Origin of the sequence: Pantoea sp. PNA 03-3, assembly GCF_003201175.1 — a bacterium.
GTDB classification, from domain to species: Bacteria; Pseudomonadota; Gammaproteobacteria; order Enterobacterales; family Enterobacteriaceae; genus Pantoea; species Pantoea stewartii.
Genome location: NZ_QICO01000001.1, coordinates 149,533 through 173,006, shown reverse-complemented (window position 1 = coordinate 173,006; position 23,474 = coordinate 149,533). Strand labels below are relative to the sequence as shown.

General features: G+C 52.7%; 21 protein-coding genes. 11 read left to right on the top strand and 10 right to left on the bottom strand.

The window, feature by feature from the left end:
* The first annotated feature begins 384 nt into the window (after nucleotides 1–384).
* The 6 genes from yeaG (at nucleotide 385) to C7433_RS00745 (ending at nucleotide 9,135) form a co-directional block, all read left to right on the top strand.
* Nucleotides 385–2,319: a protein kinase YeaG gene (yeaG, locus tag C7433_RS00770; RefSeq protein ID WP_006119423.1), complete on the top strand. Its 1,935-nt coding sequence runs from the start codon at nucleotides 385–387 to the stop codon at nucleotides 2,317–2,319.
* 93 nt (nucleotides 2,320–2,412) lie between these two features.
* A complete protein-coding gene (locus tag C7433_RS00765) occupies nucleotides 2,413–3,687 on the top strand; it encodes a YeaH/YhbH family protein (RefSeq protein WP_006119424.1) in 1,275 nt (424 codons plus the stop codon).
* A gap of 248 nt (nucleotides 3,688–3,935) precedes the next feature.
* Nucleotides 3,936–5,663 carry a potassium/proton antiporter gene (locus tag C7433_RS00760; RefSeq protein ID WP_033741886.1) on the top strand — a complete coding sequence of 576 codons (1,728 nt, stop codon included), beginning with the start codon at nucleotides 3,936–3,938 and terminating at the stop codon, nucleotides 5,661–5,663.
* Nucleotides 5,664–5,740: 77 nt separating this feature from the next.
* Entirely contained in the window at nucleotides 5,741–5,974 is a 234-nt protein-coding gene (locus tag C7433_RS00755) for a DUF1480 family protein (protein ID WP_033741887.1), read from the top strand.
* A gap of 379 nt (nucleotides 5,975–6,353) precedes the next feature.
* Nucleotides 6,354–7,820: an undecaprenyl-phosphate galactose phosphotransferase WbaP gene (wbaP, locus tag C7433_RS00750; protein WP_033741889.1), complete on the top strand. Its 1,467-nt coding sequence runs from the start codon at nucleotides 6,354–6,356 to the stop codon at nucleotides 7,818–7,820.
* A gap of 121 nt (nucleotides 7,821–7,941) precedes the next feature.
* On the top strand, nucleotides 7,942–9,135 hold the full coding sequence (locus C7433_RS00745) for a multidrug effflux MFS transporter (RefSeq protein ID WP_110267442.1): 1,194 nt from the start codon (nucleotides 7,942–7,944) through the stop codon (nucleotides 9,133–9,135).
* Here the strand turns inward: C7433_RS00745 and dadX are convergent.
* Complete coding sequence (gene dadX, locus C7433_RS00740; protein WP_110267441.1) at nucleotides 9,128–10,198, bottom strand: catabolic alanine racemase DadX; 1,071 nt, start codon at nucleotides 10,196–10,198, stop codon at nucleotides 9,128–9,130. The two genes, C7433_RS00745 and dadX, sit on opposite strands and share 8 nt — an antisense overlap.
* Before the next feature lie 19 nt (nucleotides 10,199–10,217).
* Nucleotides 10,218–11,519 (bottom strand): D-amino acid dehydrogenase, encoded by a 1,302-nt coding sequence (locus C7433_RS00735; protein ID WP_110267440.1) that lies wholly within the window; start codon nucleotides 11,517–11,519, stop codon nucleotides 10,218–10,220.
* 502 nt (nucleotides 11,520–12,021) lie between these two features.
* Between C7433_RS00735 and C7433_RS00730 the strand changes: the two genes are divergently transcribed.
* Nucleotides 12,022–13,557: a SpoVR family protein gene (locus C7433_RS00730; protein ID WP_033741895.1), complete on the top strand. Its 1,536-nt coding sequence runs from the start codon at nucleotides 12,022–12,024 to the stop codon at nucleotides 13,555–13,557.
* 39 nt (nucleotides 13,558–13,596) lie between these two features.
* Here C7433_RS00730 and fadR read toward each other — a convergent pair whose 3' ends face one another.
* Entirely contained in the window at nucleotides 13,597–14,316 is a 720-nt protein-coding gene (gene fadR / locus C7433_RS00725) for a fatty acid metabolism transcriptional regulator FadR (RefSeq protein WP_033741897.1), read from the bottom strand.
* A 365-nt stretch (nucleotides 14,317–14,681) separates the two neighbouring features.
* On the opposite strand from fadR, the gene dsbB reads away from it, so the two are divergent.
* The gene (gene dsbB / locus C7433_RS00720) at nucleotides 14,682–15,212 is read left to right on the top strand and encodes a disulfide bond formation protein DsbB (RefSeq protein WP_039343052.1); all 531 of its coding nucleotides are present in this window, start codon (nucleotides 14,682–14,684) and stop codon (nucleotides 15,210–15,212) included.
* A 41-nt stretch (nucleotides 15,213–15,253) separates the two neighbouring features.
* On the opposite strand, the gene C7433_RS00715 is transcribed toward dsbB, so the two are convergent.
* The 3 genes from C7433_RS00715 to C7433_RS00705 all read right to left on the bottom strand — a co-directional run bounded on the left by C7433_RS00715 (nucleotide 15,254) and on the right by C7433_RS00705 (nucleotide 16,995).
* Complete coding sequence (locus C7433_RS00715; RefSeq protein WP_110267439.1) at nucleotides 15,254–15,700, bottom strand: YcgN family cysteine cluster protein; 447 nt, start codon at nucleotides 15,698–15,700, stop codon at nucleotides 15,254–15,256.
* Nucleotides 15,701–15,763: 63 nt separating this feature from the next.
* The gene (locus C7433_RS00710) at nucleotides 15,764–16,423 is read right to left on the bottom strand and encodes a fumarylacetoacetate hydrolase family protein (RefSeq protein ID WP_006119442.1); all 660 of its coding nucleotides are present in this window, start codon (nucleotides 16,421–16,423) and stop codon (nucleotides 15,764–15,766) included.
* A 296-nt stretch (nucleotides 16,424–16,719) separates the two neighbouring features.
* The gene (locus C7433_RS00705) at nucleotides 16,720–16,995 is read right to left on the bottom strand and encodes a YcgL domain-containing protein (RefSeq protein ID WP_006119443.1); all 276 of its coding nucleotides are present in this window, start codon (nucleotides 16,993–16,995) and stop codon (nucleotides 16,720–16,722) included.
* Nucleotides 16,996–17,149: 154 nt separating this feature from the next.
* Here C7433_RS00705 and minC point away from each other — a divergent pair, with 154 nt between their 5' ends.
* From minC to minE, 3 genes are read left to right on the top strand one after another with little or no spacing between them, the layout of a single operon-like run.
* Nucleotides 17,150–17,848 carry a septum site-determining protein MinC gene (gene minC / locus C7433_RS00700; protein ID WP_006119444.1) on the top strand — a complete coding sequence of 233 codons (699 nt, stop codon included), beginning with the start codon at nucleotides 17,150–17,152 and terminating at the stop codon, nucleotides 17,846–17,848.
* 33 nt (nucleotides 17,849–17,881) lie between these two features.
* Nucleotides 17,882–18,694 carry a septum site-determining protein MinD gene (gene minD, locus C7433_RS00695; RefSeq protein WP_006119445.1) on the top strand — a complete coding sequence of 271 codons (813 nt, stop codon included), beginning with the start codon at nucleotides 17,882–17,884 and terminating at the stop codon, nucleotides 18,692–18,694.
* 3 nt (nucleotides 18,695–18,697) lie between these two features.
* On the top strand, nucleotides 18,698–18,967 hold the full coding sequence (gene minE / locus C7433_RS00690; RefSeq protein ID WP_006119446.1) for a cell division topological specificity factor MinE: 270 nt from the start codon (nucleotides 18,698–18,700) through the stop codon (nucleotides 18,965–18,967).
* A gap of 48 nt (nucleotides 18,968–19,015) precedes the next feature.
* Here minE and rnd read toward each other — a convergent pair whose 3' ends face one another.
* The 4 genes from rnd to tsaB form a co-directional block, all read right to left on the bottom strand.
* On the bottom strand, nucleotides 19,016–20,137 hold the full coding sequence (gene rnd, locus C7433_RS00685) for a ribonuclease D (RefSeq protein ID WP_110267438.1): 1,122 nt from the start codon (nucleotides 20,135–20,137) through the stop codon (nucleotides 19,016–19,018).
* 99 nt (nucleotides 20,138–20,236) lie between these two features.
* Nucleotides 20,237–21,913, bottom strand: a complete 1,677-nt coding sequence (fadD, locus tag C7433_RS00680) for a long-chain-fatty-acid--CoA ligase FadD (RefSeq protein ID WP_146212552.1) — start codon at nucleotides 21,911–21,913, stop codon at nucleotides 20,237–20,239.
* A 206-nt stretch (nucleotides 21,914–22,119) separates the two neighbouring features.
* A complete protein-coding gene (locus C7433_RS00675; protein WP_039343060.1) occupies nucleotides 22,120–22,713 on the bottom strand; it encodes a Slp family lipoprotein in 594 nt (197 codons plus the stop codon).
* A 60-nt stretch (nucleotides 22,714–22,773) separates the two neighbouring features.
* Nucleotides 22,774–23,472 (bottom strand): tRNA (adenosine(37)-N6)-threonylcarbamoyltransferase complex dimerization subunit type 1 TsaB, encoded by a 699-nt coding sequence (gene tsaB, locus C7433_RS00670; RefSeq protein ID WP_006119451.1) that lies wholly within the window; start codon nucleotides 23,470–23,472, stop codon nucleotides 22,774–22,776.
* Nucleotides 23,473–23,474 lie beyond the last annotated feature (2 nt).

The window sequence follows — 23,474 nt, the reverse complement described above, 5'->3', positions numbered from 1 at the left end:
GTCTAACGCTTTTTACAGACTGAATTAACCTTATATCAAAATCATCTACCGCGTTTGCCGCAGAATGTGGCATAACCGGGTTGAAGGCATCACAGAACGGGGGTTAACTGAGGAAAAACGTTTCGCAACAAAATGATTTTGTTATTGATATGTGGCTCACTAATCAAAAATCTATGATGAAATTTCCTGAATGCCTTCTACAGTTAAACTTAATACCCGAGTTTTTGTACTTACCAAGTAACCATAAAAGTTGTGCATCCCGATAAGAACGATCAGGTTGGCATAAGGGTTGCTGTAGTAAACAGATTAATATCTTCCGGGAGCTGTACGAGCACTGATTATTGCTCCTTTACCTGTGCTAAAAACGAAAGGACGGGCATCGCTATGAATATATTCGATCACTATCGTCAGCGTTATGAAGCTGCCAAGGACGAAGAGTTCACACTGCAGGAATTTCTGACTATCTGTAAACAGGATCGCAGTGCATACGCCAACGCAGCAGAGCGACTCTTAATGGCTATTGGTGAGCCAGTAATGGTCGACACTGCCCAGGAGCCACGCCTTTCCAGAATCTTTTCTAACCGGGTTATGGGACGTTACCCAGCGTTCGAAGAGTTTTACGGTATGGAGGAAGCGATTGAGCAGATCGTGTCCTATTTGAAACACGCAGCGCAAGGCCTTGAAGAGAAGAAGCAGATTCTCTATTTACTGGGTCCGGTGGGTGGCGGTAAGTCCTCCCTGGCTGAGCGCCTGAAATCGCTGATGCAACGCGTCCCTATCTACGTGCTCAGCGCCGACGGCGAACGCAGTCCGGTCAACGACCATCCGCTGTGCCTGTTCAATCCGCAGGAAGACGCTAACATTCTGGAAAAAGAGTACGGCGTACCGCGTCGCTACCTTGGCACCATTATGTCGCCCTGGGCCGCCAAACGTCTGCATGACTTTGGCGGGGATATTACACGCTTTAAAGTCGTTAAAGTCTGGCCATCGATTCTTGAGCAGTTAGCCATCGCCAAGACAGAGCCGGGCGATGAGAACAACCAGGATATCTCTGCGTTGGTCGGTAAGGTCGACATTCGCAAACTTGAAAACCACGCGCAAAACGATCCTGATGCCTACGGTTACTCTGGCGCACTATGCCGGGCCAACCAGGGCATCATGGAATTCGTTGAGATGTTTAAAGCGCCGATTAAGGTTCTGCACCCCCTGCTTACTGCCACGCAGGAAGGAAACTACAACGGTACGGAAGGGATTTCAGCCCTGCCGTTTAACGGCATCATCCTGGCGCACTCAAACGAATCCGAATGGGTGACCTTCCGCAACAATAAAAACAACGAGGCTTTCCTCGACCGTGTTTACATCGTTAAAGTGCCTTACTGCCTGCGCGTGTCAGAGGAAATTAAGATTTATGAAAAGCTGCTGAATCACAGTGAGCTGTCCACTGCGCCTTGTGCACCTGGCACGCTTGAGACGCTGGCGCGCTTCTCTATCCTGTCGCGTCTGAAAGATCCCGATAACTCGAGCATCTACTCCAAAATGCGCGTGTACGATGGTGAAAGCCTGAAGGATACCGACCCGAAAGCGAAATCCTGGCAGGAGTACCACGATTATGCGGGCGTGGACGAAGGCATGAATGGCCTGTCGACGCGTTTCGCCTTTAAAATCCTGTCACGCGTGTTTAACTTTGACCATGCTGAAGTTGCCGCCAACCCGGTGCACCTGTTCTATGTGCTGGAACAGCAGATTGAACGTGAGCAGTTCCCACAGGATCAGGCGGAAAAATACCTTGAGCATCTCAAAGGCTATTTAATTCCTAAATATGCGGAGTTTATTGGCAAAGAGATTCAAACGGCTTATCTGGAATCCTATTCCGAATATGGTCAGAATATTTTCGACCGTTATGTAACCTATGCGGATTTCTGGATTCAGGATCAGGAGTATCGCGATCCGGATACCGGACAATTATTTGACCGTGAATCGCTGAATGCCGAGCTGGAGAAAATTGAGAAGCCTGCCGGGATTAGTAACCCTAAAGATTTCCGTAATGAAATTGTCAATTTTGTGCTGCGTGCAAGAGCGCATAATAATGGCAGAAATCCCAACTGGACCAGCTATGAAAAACTCCGTACGGTCATTGAGAAAAAGATGTTCTCCAATACCGAAGAGCTGTTGCCGGTTATCTCGTTCAACACCAAAACCTCTACGGATGAGCAGAAGAAACACGACGATTTTGTCGATCGCATGATGGAAAAAGGCTATACCCGCAAACAGGTTCGCCTGCTGTGTGAATGGTATCTGCGCGTGCGTAAATCGTCCTGATCAAAGTCTGTAAGCAAACCGGTGCGGGACAGCACCGGTCATATTAAGGTCGGGCCAGCCCGGCCTGCTTGCAATGTAGTTTGGGGGAACATCATGGCCTATTTTATCGATCGCCGACTGAACGGTAAAAACAAGAGTGCGGTTAATCGCCAGCGCTTCTTACGTCGTTACAAGTCGCAGATTAAGCAGTCGATTTCCGAGGCCATTAACAAACGCTCGGTAACCGACGTCAGCAGTGGCGAATCCGTCTCTATTCCCGTAGATGATATCAATGAACCCATTTTTCATCAGGGGCGGGGTGGACAACGTCATCGCGTTCATCCAGGCAATGATCACTTCGTGCAAAATGACCGTGTTGAACGCCCACAAGGCGGGGGCGGTAGCGGTTCAGGTCAGGGAAATGCCAGTCAGGATGGTGAAGGTGAGGATGAATTTGTTTTTCAAATTTCCAAAGATGAATATCTGGATCTGCTGTTTGAGGATCTGGCGCTGCCCAATCTGCGGAAAAATCAGCACCGCCAGTTGAATGAGTACAAAACGCACCGTGCCGGATTTACCTCGAATGGCGTTCCCGCCAACATCAGCGTGGTCCGTTCTTTACAAAATTCCCTGGCCCGACGTACTGCGATGACGGCAGGTAAGCGCCGCCAGCTCCATGAGCTTGAGGATGCCCTCAGCGAAGTAGAAAAGTCAGAGCCCGCTCAGTTACTCGAAGAGGAACGCCTGCGCAAGGAGATTGCCGAACTGCGCGCGCGCATTGACAGAGTGCCCTTTATTGACACCTTTGACCTGCGCTATAAAAACTTCGAGAAGCGGCCCGAGCCTTCCAGTCAGGCGGTCATGTTTTGCCTGATGGATGTCTCCGGCTCGATGGATCAGGCGACGAAAGATATGGCAAAACGCTTTTATATTTTGCTCTATCTGTTCCTCAGCCGGACTTATAAAAACGTCGAGGTAGTCTACATCCGCCATCATACTCAGGCCAAAGAGGTCGATGAGCAGGAGTTCTTCTATTCGCAGGAAACCGGCGGCACCATCGTCTCCAGCGCACTGAAACTGATGGATGAGGTTGTGAAGGAGCGCTACGATCCGGCGCAATGGAATATCTACGCCGCGCAGGCGTCGGATGGCGACAACTGGGCAGACGATTCACCGCTTTGCCACGAGATTCTGGCAAAAAACCTGTTGCCGGTGGTGCGTTACTACACTTACATTGAGATAACACGTCGCGCGCATCAGACCTTATGGCGCGAATACGAACATCTGCAGTCAATGTTCGACAACTTTGCGATCCAGCACATCCGGGAGCCCGAAGATATTTATCCTGTGTTTCGTGAGCTGTTTCACAAACAGGCAATGGAAGCCTGAGACACTAAGCCGACGCCCAGTCGGCTTTTTTTATTGTATTTATAACCTCTTAAAATGCGGTCTTGCCTGCTGCAAGCTATCTAACTCCCCTATTAGCCTTGTTAACTGGGATTATCCAGTGCATTAGCAATTAAGATAAATTGCAAAATGACAATGACAACTCATTGATAAAACATTATCTTGCAGACATAGCATGGATGTTTCTACACCTTAGTTAACATTGTCTGCCGTATCTCAGGAGACCGCGTTTGAACCACACTATTGTTTATAGTCTTTTCATTATTGGATCCGTGCTGGTTGCGTCGAGTATCTTGCTCAGTTCCTTTTCGTCCCGATTGGGCATTCCTATCCTGGTGATTTTTCTGGCGCTGGGCATGCTGGCCGGCATTGACGGTATTGGCGGCATCGCATTTGATAACTATCCGGCGGCCTACCTGATCTCTAACCTTGCCCTGGCAATCATCCTGCTGGACGGCGGCATGCGCACCAAAGCCAGCTCCTTTAAGGTGGCGCTCGGACCGGCCTTATCACTGGCAACCGTAGGCGTGATCATTACGGCAGGCCTGACTGGCATGGTCGCAGCCTGGCTGTTCAGGCTCGATATGATGCAGGGCTTCCTGATTGGTGCGATTATCGGCTCCACCGACGCGGCAGCGGTATTTTCCCTGCTCGGTGACAAAGGTCTGAATGAACGTGTCAGTGCCACGCTGGAAATTGAGTCCGGCAGCAATGACCCAATGGCGGTGTTTCTGACCATTACGCTGATCGAAATGATTGAGCAGGGACGAACCGGTCTGGACTGGATGTTCGTGGTGCATCTGATTCAGCAGTTCGGTCTGGGGATTGTCCTCGGTCTGGGCGGTGGCTGGGCCCTGCAGCAACTGATTAACCGCATGAATCTGGCTCCCGGCCTGTATCCCTTACTGGCACTGAGCGGCGGCATTCTGGTCTTTGCGCTGACCACCGTGCTGGAAGGCAGCGGCATCCTCGCCGTCTATCTGTGCGGCTTCTTACTGGGTAACAGCCCTATCCGCAACCGTTTCGGCATTTTGCAGACCTTTGACGGTATGGCCTGGCTCAGCCAGATCGGCATGTTTATCGTACTGGGATTGTTAGTCACGCCCTCCGACCTCTGGCATATCGCTGTTCCGGCGATGATTCTGTCCCTGTGGTTAATTCTGGTGGCACGTCCGCTGTCGGTGTTTATCGGCCTGTTACCGTTCCGTGGCTTCACGGCGCGGGAGCGTATCTTTATCAGCTGGGTCGGTCTGCGCGGAGCAGTGCCGATTATCCTGGCCGTCTTCCCGATGATGGCCGGTCTGGAGAATGCCTCGCTCTATTTTAATATTGCGTTTTTCGTGGTGCTGGTGTCCCTGATGCTACAGGGCACCTCGCTGGGCTTTGCGGCGAAGAAAGCCAAAGTGGTGGTTCCGCCTACCGCCTCTCCGATTAGCCGTATCGGGCTGGATATTCATCCGGAGAATCCGTGGGAGCAGTTCGTCTACCAGCTCAGCGCCGACAAATGGTGCGTGGGCGCGGCGCTGCGGGATTTACAGATGCCACGCGAAACCCGTATCGCCGCACTGTTTCGGGATAACGTGTTAATGCACCCCAACGGCGCAACGCGTTTAAAAGAGAATGACGTGATTTGTGTGATTGGCCGTGAGCGCGATCTGCCTGCGCTGGGCAAAATGTTCAGTCAGTCGCCGCCTGTCTCGCTGGATCAACGTTTCTTCGGCGACTTTATTCTGGATGCCGACGCGCGACTTCATGATGTCGCGCAGATTTATGGCCTTGAACTCGACGAAGATACGAACGCGCAACAGTCGCTGGGTCAGTTGATGATGAGTATGTTAGGCGGGGCACCTGTGGTCGGTGACCAGATAGAATGGAATCAACTGACATGGACGGTAGCGGAGAAAGAAGATAATCATATTGTTAAAATTGGCGTGCGCCCCAATGAAGACAAAGAATAATCTTATTTAAATAGCGCGGTTTAATTAGCTGAATTGCACTACGCTTTTATAACATTCAGTTAAAACGGGAGTTATCCATGAGTCACGTGGTTAAAATTGGTCGCTATGAAATTGTTGATGCGGAATTCAGCAGCGAAGACCCGGTGACGGTGAGTATTCCCTGCCACACCAATCCCGGCCTGAGTTATCAGCTTGACGGCTGGGATCAGGAAACCAGCGTACCGGCCTGGATCGACGGTAAAGAAGTGATATTAGCGATCGGTCATTACGATAAACAACAAGACCGCTGGGTATTAAAAAAACCCGCGTAAGCCCGGAGGATTACCGCCAGTCAGCCCGTTTGGCGGTAATTCCTAAAAATGGACCTGAATATCTCCGTGCATCACGCTTATCTCTGATACAATATTCTGCATATCAATAACTTAAACAAAACCCGCGCGATTATCCCCTGACTTTTTAAGAATTATTCCGTATTAACTCTGTCAAACATCTCCTGCATACTCTTCTCCAGTGCTGCATTTTTACGTGACTTGTCTCACGTTTAGAGAATCTGTTTTTTGCAGCGTCAATGGCTCTAATGACTGTAACAAACTGAAAACGTCCCGGTTTCGGGTTTTCAGTCGTTAACCCCTGAACGCGTACTTGATTCTGGTCAGGCCATCTTTTACTTCATTAAAGAGAGCAGGTTTTATGGCAAGTACAATTGTAATGAACAATGCGACTCGCTCGTGGAGCGGTCTTCGTAAAAATATTCTTGTAAAGCTTGCGTTAAGTTTTTCAGATCTCATTGCGCTGAATTTAGCGTTGTTTCTCTCTGCCGCGACCGTGCAGGGAATTTGGGGCGACCTTGATGCCTTTATTCCACCCCATCAAATTGAGAACCGTTTTATTGCGCAGTTTATTATGTCGGTGCTTTGCACCGGTTGGTTCTGGATGCGCCTGCGTCACTATACCTACCGCAAACCCTTTTGGTTTGAACTGAAAGAGATTGTTAAAACCCTCGTCGTGTTCTCTCTGCTGGATCTGGCGTTAATCGCCTTCTCCAAATGGGACTTCTCCCGCATGGTCTGGGTGTTCAGCTGGAGCTATGCCCTGCTGTTGCTGCCGTTAATGCGTGCAGGCGTGAAAAGCGCGATTAACCGGGCCGGACAATGGCAAAAAGAAACCATCATCATTGGCTCGGGCCGTAACGCTACCGAAGCTTACGCCGCATTACAAAGCGAGGAGATTCTCGGGTATAACGTTCAGGCGTTTATTTCCGTTGAAGACGCACCGCTGCAGCAGAGCGTTAATGGTGTGCCTGTTATCTCCGCCAACGATATTAACTGGCAGACCATCGACCGTGACAATGTGCAGTTCATTGTGGCAATGGAATACGAACAGCAGCCTGAGCGCGACCGCTGGCTGAAATTCTTGTCCAAAATGAACTGCCGTTCCGTGTCGGTTATCCCAACATTACGCGGTGTACCGCTTTACGGCACAGACATGTCCTTTATTTTCAGCCATGAAGTGATGATTCTGCGCGTCAGCAATAACCTGGCGAAGCATTCGTCACGCTTCCTGAAACGGGGATTTGATATTGTGGTAGCTTCGCTGCTGCTGCTCTTCCTGGCACCGGTTTTTGCCTTACTTTGCTATATGGTGAAGCGTGATGGCGGTAATGCCATTTATGGTCACGAGCGCGTGGGTCAGGATGGCAAGAAATTTAAATGTCTGAAGTTCCGTTCGATGGTCACCAATTCCAAAGAGGTGCTGGAAAACCTGCTGGCGACCAGCGAAGAAGCGCGTCGCGAATGGGACAAAGACTTCAAGCTGAAAAATGATCCGCGCATTACCCGCATCGGAGGCTTCCTGCGCAAAACCAGCCTGGATGAGTTACCTCAGCTCTGGAACGTGATTCGGGGTGAAATGAGCCTGGTCGGCCCACGTCCGGTTATCGAAGCGGAACTGGAACGTTATGCCGGCGACGTGGATTACTATCTGATGGCGAAGCCCGGGATGACCGGCCTGTGGCAGGTGAGCGGACGTAACGACATTGACTACGATACCCGTGTCTACTTTGATTCCTGGTATGTCAAAAACTGGGCGCTCTGGACGGATATTGCCATCCTGTTTAAAACAGCCGGTGTGGTATTACGCCGCGACGGCGCGTACTGATTTAGCCTGCGATGCCTGTTTCAGACAGGCATCGCCATTTCCCTGGTAATTCGCTTTCCTTTTGCTTTATTAATCATTACCCTCTTCCCTCGCTTTATCGTACGTTTACCCTCTGGTTGCTATGCAAAAATATACCCTGTTGCTGTTAAGCCTGGTGCTCCTGGCGCCTTTAGGCATCGATCTCTATTTACCCACGCTGCCGCAGATCGCAGAAGGTCTGTCAACACCGGTGACGCTGATACAAACAACGATCCCCCTTTTCCTGCTGATAATGGGACTGGGTCAGCTGGTGAGCGGCCCGCTGGTCGATAACTATGGGCGTAAACCTATTGCGCTGCTGGGCCTGACGCTCTACATAGCGGGCAGCGCCATTGCGGCCACCGCCACCTCCTTCCCGCTGTTCCTGCTGGCCCGCGTCGTACAGGGCTGTGCGGTATGTTGTAGTGCCGTCGTTGCGTTCAGCGGCGTACGCGACCGGTTAAGTGGTGATGATGCCGCCCGGGCCTATGGCTTTCTGAATGGCGCACTGAATATCGTGCCCGCACTGGCACCGTTGCTGGGTGGACTGCTGGCCAGCGCCTTTGACTGGCGCGCGCCCTTCTGGTTCCTGTGTACTTATGCCGCCGTCGTGATGCTGATGGTCATTATCTGGCTGCCGGAAACCCGTCCGGCCGATACGCTGCGTGTAAAAGGGCTTCCCGTAAATCAGTATGCCGCCATTTTTCGTCAGCCGCGCTTTCTGGCCTTTGCCTTTGCGAATGCGGGCGCACTGGGTATGGTGCTGACGTATGTTTCGCTGGCCCCCCACATTCTGATGACCGAGGGCGGCCTGTCGCCTCTGGCATTCTCTTTTGCCTTTGGCGCGAATGGCTTTTGGATCATGCTGGTGAGCGTGGTGGTAAACAAGGCGATTCGTAAGGCGGGCAGGCCATTTTGCCTGGCGATGGGTTGCCTGACCATGCTACTGGGTGCTGGCCTGCTGCTGGCCGGTATGACACTGCTGCCTGACAGCCTGCAGTCACACTGGGCGCTGTATATGTTCCCTGTCGCCGTGGCCGTGGCCGGACTGGCCTTCACCGTCGGCCCGGCCACCAGCTATGCGCTGGAACCTTACCAACAGCAGGCTGGTGTCGCATCGGCGTTACAGGGTTTTATTCAGATGGCAGGCGGTGCAGCGGGGAGTTTGCTTATTGTCGCCCTGCCACTGGCAGAGAAAATGTCGCTGGCGTTGATGATGCTGCTGGGTGCAGCGCTGGCGTTCCTCGCCTGGCGCTGCAGTAAAAATATGCACAGCCGGATTACAGCGATTAAATAACGTTTACCGGAACGCGTGGGGCCAGGGCACACATCAGCTCATAACCTACCGTTCCGGCCGCTTTTGCTACCTGATCGATTTTGACATTGTTTCCCCACAGCTCAACAGGTGAACCAATGCCCGCCTGTAGGCAGGGTGTTAAATCAACGGTAATCATATCCATCGACACCGCACCCACGACCTGCGTCAGCACGCCATCAACAAAAACCGGCGTCCCGTTGGGCGCATGGCGAGGATAACCATCGGCATAGCCACAGGCGACAACACCTATTCGCTGCGGCTGGGATGCCCGGTAGCGATAGCCATAACCCACGCCATCTCCGGCCTGAAGCTGCTGCACACCAATGATTTCACTGGACAGGGTCATCACCGGCTGAAGTCCACTGCTGGCCACGTCCTGCCAGTCACCGCTGGGTGACGCACCATACAAAATGATCCCCGGTCGCACCCAGTCCCGGTGCGCCTCAGGATGCCACAACGTACAGGCCGAATTGGACAGCGAGACCGGGCTGTCCAGCCCTTCGGTGGCGTCGGCGATTCGCTGTAGCGGCGCTACAATGCCGTCGGGATTCTCGGCATCAGCGAAATGCGCCATCAACGTAATATCCCCGACGTTTTCCAGCGCACGCAGTTTATGCCAGATGCCATTTACCTGTTCAGGGCGAAAGCCCAGTCGGTTCATACCGCTGTTTATCTTCAGGTAAATATCGACAGGCGCCGAGAGCGTCGCATTGGCCAGGGCATGAATCTGCCAGTTGCTGTGCACGCTGGTCGTCAGACGGTAACGATCGATTAAGGTCAGATCGTCAGGGTGAAAAAAGCCTTCAAGCAGCAGGATGGGTTTCTTCCACCCCTGCTCCCGCAGCAGAATGGCTTCTTCCATATTCAGTAACGCGAAGCCATCGGTGCTGGACAGACTTTCCCACACGCGGGCAATGCCATGGCCGTAGGCATTGGCTTTCACCACAGACCAGACACGTGATGCGGGGGCCGCACGACGCACAATGGCCAGGTTATGTCGCAACGCCTGTTGATTGATGGTTGCGACAATTGGACGTGACATACTTCCTCTCCCTGAAGGCTTAACGTGTAGCGTTAACGTTACGAAGCGGTGATCGGCTGGCCGCAAAACCAGGCAAATAACGGAAGACCGTGAGATCGTCCGATGCAATCGCTGGCGACGTGCCGGAAATGACATCAGCCAGTAACTGACCGGAGCCACAGGCCATTGTCCAGCCCAGTGTGCCGTGTCCGGTATTCAGATAAAGATTGGACAGCGGCGTCGCCCCGACAACCGGCGTACCGTCTGGCGTCATAGGACGCAGGCCTGTCCAGAAACTGGCCTGGCTGACATCACCCCCTTCAGGATAAAGATCTGTAACCACCATCTCCAGCGTTTCGCGACGCGCTTCAGGCAGTTTGGTGTTAAAACCCACAATTTCTGCCATACCGCCGACTCGAATACGGTTATCAAAACGTGTGACGGCCACTTTGTAGGTTTCGTCCAGGATGGTGGAGACGGGTGCCGCATCGGCATTCGTCACCGGAATCGTTAAGGAATAGCCTTTCAGAGGGTAGACCGGGATATCCACAATATTTTTCATCAACGCGGTGGACCAGGAGCCCAGCGCAACGACGTAGCTGTTGGCTTTAATCACCTCATCGCCGCACTTCACACCGTAAATCCGGTTACCGTCGCGCAGCAGCTGATCGATGGGTGTATTGAAGCGGAAGACCACACCGGCTTCCTCGGCCATTTTGGCCAGACGCTGGGTAAAAAGCTGGCAGTCGCCGGTTTCATCATTTGGTAACCGCAGACCGCCGGTAAGTTTATGCTGCGTCGCCGCAAGGGCAGGCTCAACGCTGGCCAGCTGATGCGACTCCAGTAATTCATAGGGCACGCCGGCCTCGCGCAGAACGGCAATGTCTTTGCTTGCGCTCTCGAATTGCTGTTGCGTACGGAATAGCTGGAGCGTGCCGCCCTGTCGGCCTTCATAGGCAATGCCCGTTTCGGCGCGGAGGGCCTTCAGGCAATCGCGGCTGTATTCAGCAAGCCGGACCATGCGACTTTTATTCTGCTGGTAGTGCTGCATGTCACAGTTACGCAGCATATGCCACATCCACTCAAGCTGAAAGCGGCTGCCATCCAGCCGGATGGCCAGAGGCGCATGACGCTGAAACATCCATTTCATCGCCTTAAGCGGCACACCGGGTGCAGCCCAGGGCGCCGCATAGCCTGGCGAGATCTGCCCGGCATTTGCCGCGCTGGTTTCCATGGCGGGTTGAGGCTGACGATCGATCACGGTGACCTGATGGCCGGCGCGCGCCAGATACCACGCGCTGGTTACGCCCACAACGCCACTACCAAGAATAACTACGTGCATAAGTCCCCCGCGAAAATAAAAAGCATAATCCACTATTCACCGGTTAACATTCAGAGTGATCACAAAGTGGAAACATCCTTTACACAATCCATCCATTTCACCTCTTTTTGCGCCTACAGGTAACTAAAATCATTTCACGCCCTCAAATTCAGAGAATTATGCGTCCTTTATTAAAAAATCAGGCATAAATGACACCAGTTCTGGTTAATTATGCCTTTCACAGGAGAATCCTTCATAATCTCCCCCTCTGAAAAAAGTCAGCATTTAATGCTGAAAAGTGACAGCTATTCAGTGTGTGGAGCTATTTAATCCCAGCGCGGTAAACCTGAAATGATTTTTCTGCCAAAGAATTCGTTTGAGTTCCCGGATCGGATAAGCGACAGTGAACTATCATTGATCTGTTCACTCAGTTTTTTTGGGTTCCTTTCTCAGGAAGAGCCTTAAATAAATCGTAACGGACAACGCGTCAGGGTGAGTCCGTTCGCCAAAACAGAGGTGCGCTATGACAACAATCTTTGACGATTCCATCATGGACAGCAAACGACTCAGCGACGGGCCCGACTGGACATTCGAGTTACTGGATGTCTATCTCGCTGAAATCGACCGCGTAGCGAAACACTACGGTCTGGATACCTACCCGCACCAAATTGAAGTGATTACCTCCGAGCAGATGATGGACGCCTACTCCAGCGTCGGTATGCCCATCAACTATTCGCACTGGTCGTTTGGCAAAAAATTTATTGAGACTGAGCAACGTTACAAGCATGGGCAGCAGGGCCTGGCTTATGAGATCGTGATTAACTCTAATCCCTGCATCGCCTATCTGATGGAAGAGAACACCATGACCATGCAGGCGCTGGTTATGGCGCACGCCTGCTATGGGCATAATTCCTTTTTCAAAAATAACTACCTCTTCCGCAGCTGGACCGATGCCAGTTCCATTGTGGATTACCTGTTATTTGCCAGAAATTACATTGCCGACTGCGAAGAGCGCTATGGCGTTGAAGAAGTGGAGCGCCTGCTCGATTCATGTCACGCCCTGATGAATTACGGTGTGGACCGCTATAAGCGCCCGCAAAAAATTTCCCTGCAGGAAGAGAAGGCCAGGCAAAAAAGCCGCGAAGAGTATCTGCAAAGCCAGGTCAATACCTTATGGCGCACCTTACCGCGGCGTGAAAAAGAAGCCGCGCATTTTGAAGCGGCGCGCTATCCTTCTGAACCGCAGGAAAACCTGCTCTACTTTATGGAAAAGAACGCGCCGCTGCTGGAGCCGTGGCAGCGTGAAATTCTGCGCATTGTGCGTAAGGTGAGTCAGTATTTTTATCCGCAGAAACAAACTCAGGTGATGAATGAAGGCTGGGCGACCTTCTGGCATTACACCATCCTGAATCACCTCTATGATGAAGGCAAAGTGTCAGAACGCTTTATGATGGAGTTCCTGCACAGCCATACCAACGTAATCTATCAACCGCCCTACAACAGCCAGTGGTACAGCGGTATCAATCCGTATGCACTGGGCTTTGCCATGTTCCAGGATATTAAACGTATTTGTCAGTCGCCGACGGAAGAGGATCGCTACTGGTTCCCGGATATTGCCGGTTCTGACTGGCTGAAAACCCTGCATTTCGCGATGCGTGAATTTAAAGATGAAAGCTTTATCAGTCAGTTCCTGTCGCCTAAGGTCATGCGTGACTTCCGGCTGTTCACTGTGCTGGACGACGACCGCAACAATTATCTGGAAATCGCCGCGATCCACGACGAGTCCGGCTATCGGGCCATTCGGCAGCAGCTTTCGGCACAGTACAACCTGAGTAATCTGGAGCCCAATATTCAGGTTTACAATGTGGACTTACGGGGTGATCGTTCCCTGACGCTGCGCTACGTGCCACAAAGCCGTGCACCACTCGATAAGAGCCGTCGGGAGGTGCTTAAGCACGTGCACCGCCTGTGGGGCTTTGATGTGATTCTGGAACAACAGAATGAAGATGGCAGCGTCGAACTGCTGGATCGCAATCCGCCGCGCAATGTTCCCCTCTAAAACAGGCATAAAAAAACCGGACGCGCAGTCCGGTTTTTTTTAGCGCTTAGCGCCTAAGTCGTTCGGCATACTCTTTTGCATCGAATGCCAGATATCTCCACTCTGGCGTCCGTAATGCCGGACACACTCCACGATTTCATCCTGAGTGGGCTGTTTGTCACACAGGTCGAGCAGTGTCAGATAAAACTCGCGGGCGACTTTACGGGCTTCCGGATTGGAGAAATAGTGCCGCCCAACGCGCGTATACAGTCCTTTCAACCCATTCAGGATCAGGCCATAAATCGGATTGCCCGAGGCGAACGCCAGGCCGCGAAACACCCGATAATCGAGTTCCGTGTAGCTGTCCACCTGATCGTCGGTTTGCGCGACGGCCTGCAGCACCTCACGCGCCTTCTCAGGATAGTGGCGCAGCGCGCGGCTGATAAAAATAGAAGAAATATTGGTGCGCACCGACAACAGGTTATCGATCAAAGCCGGTACACTATCGTGGTCCAGACGCGCCAGGGTTTCCAGAATGTTCAGACCCGACGTTTCCCAGAAATCGTTAACGCGCGTGGGCTTGCCATGCTGAATGGTTAACCAGCCGTCTCGCGCCAGGCGTTGTAACACTTCACGTAACGTTGTACGCGTTACGCCAATCAGTTCAGAAAGCTCACGTTCGGCAGGAAGGATCGATCCGGGTGGAAAACGGCTGTTCCAGATGCTTTCAATAATATACTCTTCAGCAAATCCGGCTGGACTCTGCGCCTTAATAACCATAACTGTGTGTTCTCATTGCTTTCTGGATCGTAATGGGCACTCATCATACCAGAGCGCCTATAGCGGATATAGCCTTGTCAACGATTAAAAATGCGGTTCAGCACAAAAATAAGACAGATTACCGTGCTGCGCCATACGTGCGAGGATGTCTTAGGTTAAGCCCTGAAAACCGCCTCGGGCAGCAGCGCGTTGATGAATAATCCGCCGAATGAGGCAGAAGGTGCCAGCCGCATTCGCGAACAGACAAAGAATTAATCTGGATCAGGGCCAGGTTAGGTTTGCACACGATTTTTTCTTACCACAGGATGGCGCGCCGCGTCTTTTGGTTTACACTGCGGGGCATTAACGTTTACAGGGAATGCACTATGTTGCGATATTTAAACCAATGTTCGCGGGGTCGCGGTGCCTGGTTATTATTGGCCCTTTCCGCTCTGGCGTTGGAACTGACAGCATTATGGTTTCAGCATGGTCTGGGCTATAAACCCTGCGTCATGTGTATTTACGTGCGTTGCGCGCTTTTTGGCGTGATGGGCGCAGGCATCCTTGGCTTCCTGATGCCACGTTCGCCGGTTCGACTGGTGGCGATTGTGTTATGGATATACAGCGCATGGGAAGGCCTGCGCCTTTCTTACGAACACACCATGATCCTGCTGCATCCGAATCCCTTTGTAACCTGTGACTTTGCCGCCCGCTTCCCCGCCTGGTTGCCGCTGGATAAATGGTTGCCATCGGTATTTGTCGCCAGCGGCGATTGTTCGGAACAGGCCTGGCGCTTCTTATCACTCGCCATGCCACAGTGGATGATCGGCATCTTCGCGGCTTATCTGCTGGTGGGTGTGCTGGTGTTGCTTGCTCAGCCGTTTAAACCTAAACGCCGCGACTTATTCGGTCGTTAATCCGTTAAAAGGCTGCCAGGGGCAGCCTTTATCGTCAGGACTTAGCCATTCCGGTCAGGGCGATCGATAATATGATCTTCCCAGTCGCGCACTTCACTTTCCCGCACTGCAATGTAACGTACAGAAATTCGCTGCGCATGCATCGCATTTTTTGAGCCCGTCAGCAGCGGATGCCAGGCAGGCAGCGGCTTCCCCTCGCCCAGTAAACGGTAGGCACAGGTGCGCGGTAACCAGTCAAAGGTGGTCAGATTTTCGCGCGTCAGCTTGATACAGTCTTCTTCATATTCAAAGCGACGCGCATAGTTACGGCACTGGCAGGTTTTGATGTTGAGCTGATTACAGGCGACATTGGTGAAATAAATTTCATCCGTGTCCGCGTCCTGAAGTTTGTTCAGACAACACTGACCACAACCATCACACAAGGATTCCCATTCCTCATCGCTCATTTGTGCCAGGCGTTTGTGTTGCCAGAAAGGGGGTTCAGTCATGATGATTGTCCAGATTTAGCGTAAACCGCACCTTATAAAGCGATCAGCACGCTGATGCAAGTTTTACAGCACGCGCGTACTGATTCCGTGACCGGCAAAGGAGACTTCCAGCGTGTCGCCTGACCGCATTGGGCCCACCCCTTCTGGCGTACCGGTCAAAATGACGTCGCCAGCATGTAGCGTAAAATACTGACTCATATGGGCAATCAGCGGCAGGATTTTGTGAATCATATCTGACGTATTGCCATCCTGACGGACTTCCCCGTTTACCACCAGCTTCAGATCGGTATTCTGGGGATCGCCCGTAAACTCCGCGACCGGTATGAAACCTGACAGCGGACAGGCGTTATCAAATGCTTTTGCTTTTTCCCAGGGTTGTCCGGCTTTTTTTAAGCCCGCCTGCAGATCGCGCAGCGTCAAATCCAGCGCCACACCATAACCGGCAATGGCTTTCGCCACGTGCGCTTCGCTGGCCTGTTTTAGCGTGGTGCCGATCAACACCGCCAGCTCGACTTCATGATGCACTTCACCAAAGGCATCAGGAATGGATAAAGGCTGCCGCAGATCGCACAAGGCCGAAGCCGGTTTAATAAAGATAACCGGTTCGGTCGGCGTCGCACTGCCCATTTCTTTAATGTGTTTCGCATAGTTGCTGCCCACGCAAACCACTTTGCTGACGGGATAATCTAACAAAGCGCCTTGCCAGTTACGATGCTGATACATGCTAATCCCCTGTTTCATGATGCCGGACGGTCAGTCTTCGACGATTAAAAAGCATACAGGGCAGCACCGCACAGCGCTCCCCTGCGTAGCCATTGCGATGATTTAACCTGACAGATGCGCAGGAATTGTCAACCTGCCCGCCAGGCTATTTGTGCGTCAGTACAGGAAAACGCGGTGCGGCAGGTTACCGGGAAGGGGAAAACAGCAGCGCTGCACAATTAATATTCAGCGCGGATGCAAAATATAAATTTGCTGTTCACTGCCGCACATCAATAATATTAACGGAACAATCCGAGTTAATCTTTTTTGTCCGCCTCAAGATGGGTTTTTAACAAACTTTCAATCGGCGGAGGAATTTGCAAATAATATCCCTGCTCGCTTAACCCCTGCTTAACTTTATTGATGTCGGCGTTGGCCAGCTTGTCGCGTTGGGCAAGGTTAATCACCATGGCCAATTGCGGTTTACCAAAGCCTTTCAACAGCGCGTCAGGCACGCGCGAAAAATCGTCTTTTTTTTCAACATAAAGATAAGTCTGGTCACGGACGGGACTTCTGTAGATCACACAAAACATATTTTTTACTCGAATTAACCCGCGCTGAGGCTTGTTTGAATATAGCGCTAACTATAACATGCTTGCAGTACTTCGAATATTCGCCGATCGCGCTTTAACGATGCTTTTATCATCGCTTAGCACAGGGTAGTAAAACAGGACTGAGTCGGGACAGATGCCGCAATCGCCAATCGAATTTAAGGGAAGCAGTTTTACCTTGTCTGTTGTTCATTTGCATCACCATGAGCCAGAGGTGATCCGCAAAGCGCTTCAGGACAAAATTGACCAGGCACCCGATTTCCTGAAAAACGCACCAGTGGTGCTGAATGTTGCGGCACTCAATGCCGCCGTAAACTGGAAACAGATGCTGCAGGCGGTAAGCGCTACGGGACTGCGTATTGTCGGTGTCAGTGGCTGCAAAGACGAGGCGTTGAAAAAGCTGATCGCCCGTGCCGGTCTGCCGGTGCTGGCAGAGGGGAAAGAGAGCCAGAAACGTGAGGAGCCAAAACCTGAACTCAAACTGGTTGCTGCGGAACCTCTGGCCGCGAAGACACGCATCGTCAATACACCGGTCCGTTCAGGCCAGCAAATCTATGCCCGTAATGCGGATTTGATTGTGACCAGTAGCGTCAGTGCCGGTGCAGAACTGGTCGCTGACGGCAATATCCATATTTACGGCATGATGCGTGGTCGGGCGCTGGCAGGCGCCAGCGGCGACAGAGAATGCCAGATTTTTTGTACCAACCTGTCCGCAGAGTTGGTTTCTATCGCCGGGGAGTACTGGATTATGGATCAGATCCCCGAAGAATATTTTGCTAAAGCAGCGCGGCTTTGCCTTCAGGATGGCGCGCTGACTATCCAGACACTTAATTAGGCCCCTTTTCTTTCGTTAAGGAAATCAATATTTATGGCACGCATTATTGTAGTTACATCCGGTAAAGGGGGCGTTGGTAAGACCACGTCAAGCGCGGCCATCGCCACCGGTTTAGCGCAGAAAGGCAAGAAAACGGTTGTCATCGACTTTGATATCGGCCTGCGTAACCTTGATTTGATCATGGGCTGCGAGCGCCGGGTTGTTTATGATTTCGTGAATGTTATTCAGGGTGATGCCACGCTGAATCAGGCCCTGATCCGCGACAAGCGCACTGAGCAGCTGTATATTTTGCCTGCCTCACAAACCCGTGACAAAGACGCGCTGACCCGCGAAGGCGTCGAGAAAGTCCTGAATGATCTTGCGGAGATGGAGTTCGATTTTATTGTTTGTGACTCCCCTGCGGGCATTGAAACCGGTGCGTTAATGGCGCTCTATTTTGCCGATGAAGCCATCATCACCACTAACCCGGAAGTCTCTTCGGTTCGCGACTCTGACCGTATTCTCGGTATCATTTCGTCCAAATCACGCCGTGCGGAAACCAGCCAGGAGCCGGTTAAAGAGCATCTGCTGCTGACCCGCTATAACCCGGGTCGTGTTAACCGTGGCGATATGCTGAGCATGGAAGATGTGCTGGAAATCCTGCGCATACCGCTGGTCGGCGTCATCCCGGAAGACCAGTCTGTGCTGCGTGCCTCAAACCAGGGTGAACCCGTGATTCTGGACGCGGAGTCCGATGCGGGTAAAGCCTATGCCGATACCGTTGAACGGTTGCTCGGTGAAGTTCGCCCCTTCCGCTTTATTGAAGAAGAGAAGAAGGGTTTCCTGAAACGCCTGTTCGGGGGATAAACCATGGCATTACTTGATTTCTTTTTATCCCGGAAGAAGAACACTGCCAACATAGCCAAGGAACGGCTGCAGATTATTGTGGCAGAACGGAGAAGGGGCGACAGTGAGCCCCACTATCTTCCGCAACTCAAGCGCGACATTCTGGACGTGATTTGCAAGTACGTGAAGATTGATCCGGACATGGTGACGGTTCAGCTTGATCAGAAAGGAGATGATATCTCGATTCTGGAACTGAACGTCACCTTACCTGAAACGGAAGACGTAACGAAATGACGCGTCTGGTTTCCTGAGATTCCCCTGCGCAGTAGCAGGGGAATTTTTTTATATCTCGGCAAGTATCTCGCTAATGCCGGGTTTCAGAAGCGCACCGCGCCAGCCTGCCAGCAGTTCGGGCTCACGGTTCTGTGGCTTTAATCCCCAGTGCTGACTCAACACCTGATTAATCTGTCGACGTGATGCCAGCAGTTCCTGACTTAATCCGCTCTGTTCACTGACCTGCTGTACCAGTGCTTTAATCGCTTTAAAAGCCCGTTTGTAATGCACGTGATCCACCAGATTCGCTAACGGCGGTGGTAACGCACTGTCCTCCAGCGCGGCGGCTTCAGCAACCCGCGCCAGCATTGCCCTGCCGTGAAAACGGATCTCGTGACCGGACAGGCCCAGATGGTCTAACTCCCCTTGCGAGCCCGGCAAAAAGCGCGCCACTTTCCACAGGTTTTCTTCACGCACCACAAAATTGACCGCCATGTCTTTTTCGCGGGCAACGTTAAGCCGCCATGCCGCCAGGCGCTGCAGCGCGGCCAGTTGACGCGGACGCAGTTGCCAGGCGTTGGTGATGTCCCGCCATGCGTCCTCGGGATCAAGCACATCTAAACGGCGCTGACACAGGTTTTCACATTCGCTCAGTGCCGCCGTCACGTTCCCCACCTGCTCCACCTGCGCCATCAGCTGATGCGCAATGGGCAGCAGGTAATGCACATCCGCTGCGGCGTACTGACACTGCCGCTCAGTCAGCGGACGGGCCAGCCAGTCGGTCCGGGCTTCACTTTTGTCTAATTCCACCTGAGTGAAATGCGCCACCATTGAGGCAAAACCCCAGGAAAGTGGCTGACCGCTGAACGCCGCCAGAATCTGTGTATCGATCATGGGCTGTGGCAGTACCCCAAAGCGGTGCAGGAACACTTCCAGATCTTCCCCCCCGGCGTGCAAAAATTTGGTCACGCGGGTATCCGTTAAGAGCGCAATAAACGGTGACCAGTCACGGACAGGTAACGGATCGATCAGGACTAACTGCTCGCCATCAAACAGCTGGATTAACCCCAGCTGAGGATAGTAGGTCCGGGTACGGACAAATTCGGTATCCAGGGCGACAGCCGTATGCTGGCGTGCTTTTTGACACACCTCGGCCAGGTGATCATCGTTATCGATCAGAGAATAGTTCACGTTCAGTTTCCACCGCAGCTGACAACGTGCGGTGCTCCATGTTAAAAGCAATAAAAACGCCGGACAGTGCCGGCGTTCAACCTGAATCCTGACGGCGAATCAGCTTGCGCTGGTTTTCACCTCGTCGCGCAGTTCACGACGCAGAATTTTTCCTACATTCGTTTTAGGCAGTTCCTCACGAAACTCAACAATCCTGGGCACTTTGTAGCCTGTCAGTTGACGGCGACAGTGGTCCAGCAGCTCTTCTTTGGTCAGCGACTGATCTTTCTTGACCACACAAACCTTCACCGCTTCACCGGACAACTCACTCGGCACACCAATGGCTGCCGCTTCACGCACTTTCGGATGCTGCATCAGGACATCTTCTATCTCATTAGGATAGACGTTGAAGCCCGAAACCAGAATCATATCCTTTTTGCGGTCAACGATGCGGATAAATCCTTCGTGATCAACGGTAACAATATCGCCGCTGTGGAGCCAGCCATTTTTCAGGACCTCTGCCGTGGCCTCCGGATGCTGCCAGTAACCCAACATTACCTGCGGCCCACGAATGCATAATTCGCCGGGCTCACCAGTGGGGACTTCATTACCGTTTTCATCCAGAATAATGACATCCGTTGAGGGAACCGGCAAACCAATACTGCCGGTGTGGCAGTTAATGTCGTAAGGATTAACCGACACCAGTGGGGAACATTCCGTCAGCCCATAGCCTTCCAGCAGATAGTGCCCGGTCAGTTTTTCCCAACGTTCCGCCACTGCTTTTTGCACCGCCATCCCCCCGCCCGCGGACAGACGTAACGTCGAGAAGTCAAGTTTGTTAAAATTATCGTCGTTGAGTAAGGCATTGAACAGCGTGTTCACGCCGGTTATCGCCGTGAAAGGATACTTCGCTATTTCTTTCACAAAAGCGGGAATGTCGCGCGGATTGGTGATCAATACGTTTTGCCCACCCAGTTCCACGAACAGCAAGCCGTTCACGGTCAGCGCAAAGATATGGTAGAGCGGCAAGGCCGTCACGACGCACTCTTTGCCGTCGCGGAGTAACTTGCCATACGTCGCCTTGGTCTGCTCAAGGTTTGCCTGCATGTTTCGGTGCGTCAGCATCGCACCTTTCGCGACGCCGGTCGTCCCGCCCGTGTATTGCAGGAATGCCAAATCATCATTACTGACCTGTGGACGTCGATACGGCATTGACGCGCCCGTTTCCAGCACATGGCGAAACGATATCGCCCCCGGCAAATGATACTTGGGCACCAGCCGCTTCACATACTTCACCACAAAATTCACCAGCGTGGCTTTTACCGGTGCCAGTTGATCCCCCATCCGGGTCAGCACCACATGTTTGACCGCCGTATCAGCGACGACTTTTTCCAGCGTATGTGCAAAGTTCGACACGATGACGATCGCACTGGCACCGCTGTCATTTAGCTGATGCTTCAGTTCACGCGGGGTATAAAGCGGATTGACGTTAACCACGACCATGCCGGCCCGGAGCACACCAAACAGCGCGACCGGATATTGCAGCAGGTTCGGCATCATGAGTGCGACGCGCGCGCCCGGTTGTAACCTGAGTTCGTGTTGCAAATATGCCGCAAACGCCCGGCTTTTCTCGTCCAGTTGGCGGTAGGTCATTTTTTGACCCATGTTGTAAAATGCGGGCTGTCCGGCGTAACGCACGACAGCCTGCTCAAATAAATCGACCAGAGACGTATAACGATCAGCATTAATTTCGGCAGGGACGTCTGCCGGGTAGCGTTTCAGCCAAACCTTATTCAAGGATTCACCCCGATAATCTTGTTGTGTACTCATCGCCGCCTCAACAATCGTATTTGTTAACAATATTTTAACTGATTGTACCAGTTTGCTCTTATTGGCATGTTGAGGTTGCGAAGCCCATCACTAAATTTCGTGTTGGTTAATGATGCAAATAAAAAGCCCGGTTGCGAGCACCGCGACCGGGCCTGTTCAAAACGGATGTCACACTATTGCGTGAGGATGGTCTCGACCTGAGCCGGACCGGGGTTGTACATGCCCCAGTAAGGATTCGGACCCCAGTAACCACCACGATGGCGCGTGGGGCCATACCAGATCCAGGGATCGAGAGGCTCTGGCGGTGACACGACCTGACGGGTCAAATGCCAGCGCTGGTAACCCCGAACGTCAACGACCACAAACGAGTAGTTTGCTTCGCCGATTTTACCGGGCTCCGTTCCCTTAATCGTGCCGAGAACGGTGACGTACTGGTCTTTGACATCCGTCGGGTCAACAAAACCGGGAATGTCGGCATAGATACGCCCTACCGAGCTGGCCCCCAGCACCGGGCGCGCGCCGTCATCCAGCGGCTGGGTCGCAATTTCCAGCCGGGTTTTGCCATTGCGGTTAATTACGTTGACCACTTTACCGCCAAAGCGCGACTCCTGGCCGACATAGAGGGCCGGATTGCTCATCACCCGCAGTAAATCCTGCTGGGGCAACGCTGAGTGACCTTTAATCGTATCCGGTACGGAAACACAACCACTTAACACCAGGGCGCAGACCAACATCACACCGGCAACGCCTCTACGACACATTGACATAGACATTCTCCTGAAGGTTGATGTTTAGAGTGCCCCGATAACAATAAGTTGCGTTGCCTGTCAGCGGCCCGGCAGTTTTTTCCATGCCACTTCATTACGCAGATAGGTTGGCTCAGCCTGTTCGGGCAACACGGTTTGCCCCTGTGCTAAGGCGCGCGCCGCCAGGGGCAACATGTCCTCAGCCGCTGGCAGCAAAACGCCGCTGTCTTTGAGCTGGAGTGCATGGCCCTGCTGCAGTACCGGCCAGGCCTGCCATCCGGTACCGGCGGTATACCACTCCCCGCTCAGCGCCTGCATTCGCTCCAACGCGGCCTCGGGCGTAAGCACGCTTTCCGTTGCTTCACCTTGCCAGATACCGTCCTCATCGCGCTGATATTCTGCCCAGTACACTTCACCCATGCGCGCATCAATCGCGGTGAGTACCCGACAGGCACCGTGCTGACGCCAGGCGCCCTGCGCCAGCGTGGCCAGGGTGGAAATACCCGCCATCGGTAACGCCGCGCCGAGTGCCAGCCCCTGGGCAATACCAATCCCGATACGCACGCCCGTAAAACTGCCGGGCCCGCGACCAAAGGCCAGCACATCGAGTTCGGTGAGTTCCAGTTGCTGAGCCTGCAGCAGCTCGGCGACCAGCGGCAAAATGCGCTGTGTGTGATCGCGCGGCGCAATTTCAAAACGTGCGTCACTCTCTTGCCCGTTAAGCAATGCCGCAGAACAGGCTTCTGTCGCTGTATCCAGCGCTAAAATTCGGACCGACATAT

Bases quoted from the DNA above. Each gene is read 5' to 3' on its own strand.
- dadX (WP_110267441.1), bottom strand. From the start codon at position 10,198: ATGTCACGTCCAATTGTCGCAACCATCAATCAACAGGCGTTGCGACAT.
- C7433_RS00705 (WP_006119443.1), bottom strand. From the start codon at position 16,995: ATGTTTTGTGTGATCTACAGAAGTCCCGTCCGTGACCAGACTTATCTT.
- C7433_RS00745 (WP_110267442.1), top strand. From the start codon at position 7,942: ATGCAAAAATATACCCTGTTGCTGTTAAGCCTGGTGCTCCTGGCGCCT.
- C7433_RS00730 (WP_033741895.1), top strand. From the start codon at position 12,022: ATGACAACAATCTTTGACGATTCCATCATGGACAGCAAACGACTCAGC.
- yeaG (WP_006119423.1), top strand. From the start codon at position 385: ATGAATATATTCGATCACTATCGTCAGCGTTATGAAGCTGCCAAGGAC.
- C7433_RS00715 (WP_110267439.1), bottom strand. From the start codon at position 15,700: ATGACTGAACCCCCTTTCTGGCAACACAAACGCCTGGCACAAATGAGC.
- C7433_RS00755 (WP_033741887.1), top strand. From the start codon at position 5,741: ATGAGTCACGTGGTTAAAATTGGTCGCTATGAAATTGTTGATGCGGAA.
- tsaB (WP_006119451.1), bottom strand. From the start codon at position 23,472: ATGTCGGTCCGAATTTTAGCGCTGGATACAGCGACAGAAGCCTGTTCT.
- C7433_RS00675 (WP_039343060.1), bottom strand. From the start codon at position 22,713: ATGTCAATGTGTCGTAGAGGCGTTGCCGGTGTGATGTTGGTCTGCGCC.
- C7433_RS00710 (WP_006119442.1), bottom strand. From the start codon at position 16,423: ATGTATCAGCATCGTAACTGGCAAGGCGCTTTGTTAGATTATCCCGTC.
- wbaP (WP_033741889.1), top strand. From the start codon at position 6,354: ATGGCAAGTACAATTGTAATGAACAATGCGACTCGCTCGTGGAGCGGT.
- minD (WP_006119445.1), top strand. From the start codon at position 17,882: ATGGCACGCATTATTGTAGTTACATCCGGTAAAGGGGGCGTTGGTAAG.
- minC (WP_006119444.1), top strand. From the start codon at position 17,150: ATGCCGCAATCGCCAATCGAATTTAAGGGAAGCAGTTTTACCTTGTCT.
- dsbB (WP_039343052.1), top strand. From the start codon at position 14,682: ATGTTGCGATATTTAAACCAATGTTCGCGGGGTCGCGGTGCCTGGTTA.
- fadR (WP_033741897.1), bottom strand. From the start codon at position 14,316: ATGGTTATTAAGGCGCAGAGTCCAGCCGGATTTGCTGAAGAGTATATT.
- C7433_RS00735 (WP_110267440.1), bottom strand. From the start codon at position 11,519: ATGCACGTAGTTATTCTTGGTAGTGGCGTTGTGGGCGTAACCAGCGCG.
- minE (WP_006119446.1), top strand. From the start codon at position 18,698: ATGGCATTACTTGATTTCTTTTTATCCCGGAAGAAGAACACTGCCAAC.
- C7433_RS00765 (WP_006119424.1), top strand. From the start codon at position 2,413: ATGGCCTATTTTATCGATCGCCGACTGAACGGTAAAAACAAGAGTGCG.